This is a genomic window from Moorena sp. SIO2C4, from assembly GCF_010672485.1.
GTDB classification, from domain to species: domain Bacteria; phylum Cyanobacteriota; class Cyanobacteriia; order Cyanobacteriales; family Coleofasciculaceae; genus Moorena; species Moorena producens.
This window is the reverse complement of sequence record NZ_JAAHGN010001363.1, coordinates 1-1,643: the sequence shown is the minus strand read 5'-3', so window position 1 is coordinate 1,643 and position 1,643 is coordinate 1. Positions and strand designations below refer to the sequence as shown.

Genomic DNA, 1,643 nt, shown 5'->3' with positions numbered 1-1,643 from the left:
CCCATGGCTTTTCATGACTTGAAAATTGAAAATTGAAAATTGTTAACTTTCAAGTCACGAAAAGCCAAAAATTATAAGAAGTTAACCGGGCTCGGTATTAGCAAATTATTAGTAATATCATGTCCGGTTGAATACTTATACTAGGGGCGAAAGCAAGGCATTTGGCATTTGGCACCCACCCCTAACCCCTCCCAGGAGGGGAATGGCAGAAGTAAAGGAGTAAGGTTTCAAGGGATAAAGTTTTTTATAACTAATTATCCGAACCTGATATAAGCATATGCTAATAGCTAATAACTGAGAGCTGATAGCTGATAGCTGATAGCTTACAATTATTGAGACGTCTTAAGATTTTTTTCAGTTTGTTTAAACTTGTTTAAGCCGCTTCAGCTAGCTAAAGATTGTCGCTATCGCGTGGATGAAATCGATTACTACTCCAGTCCCTCAGATATGTGGATAGCATTGCCAGTAATGATTTAGAAATTGCTGTCAATGCTTGATCTTATCGAATTATTTATTGTTAATTTGCTTGAATTATTGTAACTAATAAGGTAGTGAGCGCTCACTGTCTCAGGAATTGCGATCAGAAATTGCGATCGCTTCTTTGTCCTCTATGCATAATCTTGGTCATTTGTCAATCAATACCGGGTATTAAGCTTTTTTAAGATTTTTGTTCTTGCTGTTTAAGCTGGTTACCCTTGGTTCTACTATAAATTAATAACTTAAATCCAGATCGACCTTTCCCCCTCATCCCCACTAAGCCGACTTGGCTAGTGTAGTCATACCTGATTATGGTTAGGGGGAAAGGGTAAGTTTGTAGCAACATGATCACAATAAAAAAACCGAGCCAGCAATTAATGTTGGTTCAACTTAACAAAAATCAACAAATTAATTATATCAATTCTGAAATAACTTCCCAATCTAAAAGTTGGAAACAGCTTAGGTGGTTAGATAATAACCTAACCCAGACTAACCTGGTCTGGCGGTTGTGGGTTATTTTGATGATAGTAGTTACTCATCATTTAAGCAATCCTAGACAATTCCAATCCTAAGGCTGAACAACTTTTCGGAAGCTTCTAGCTTAGACCATTGATTGATTAGAAAAAAATTTTAATTTTAGTCCTGGTGAGTTGTTAGCTTTCCAGGATTGGCTGGTAACTCAATAACTATAGCTCCAGTCAATTTGTTCGTTAACCGGTGCTCATTCTCTAACCAACATAATTTTAACGTGAACTATACAGCAATTTAGTGGGACAATGATGGCTATATATCAAGACCGGGAAGCCTTTATCCCTTACCGTCGAACCGATTTGATCGAACTTTGTCTTGAAGATGGAAAACTTGACCCTACCAACTCCCAGAAGTTTCGGGATTTTTGCGAAATTCTGTCAGCCTATTATCATTTTAACTTCCATGAAACCCTGGAGAATTTAAAGGATAACTTTGCTCCCTTTAATCCTGATGCTGACACCAAGTCGATCAAGGAACTGACTCCAGATCAGAAGAGTGAGAGGGAAACTAAATTGATATCGACCTTGACAACTCTCCTGAAAAGTGCAAATTACTTTTCCTTACCTAAAAATATCCTGGAACAGGCTGTGTCAGAACACTCATTGATTGAACTAAAGACTGAGATAGATTTTGAA

General features: G+C 37.5%; 1 pseudogene. It reads left to right on the top strand.

The features are described 5' to 3' along the window. Positions 1-1,253 precede the first annotated feature (1,253 nt). Positions 1,254-1,643: pseudogene (locus tag F6K20_RS37595) on the top strand (DUF3754 domain-containing protein); the annotation flags it as partial.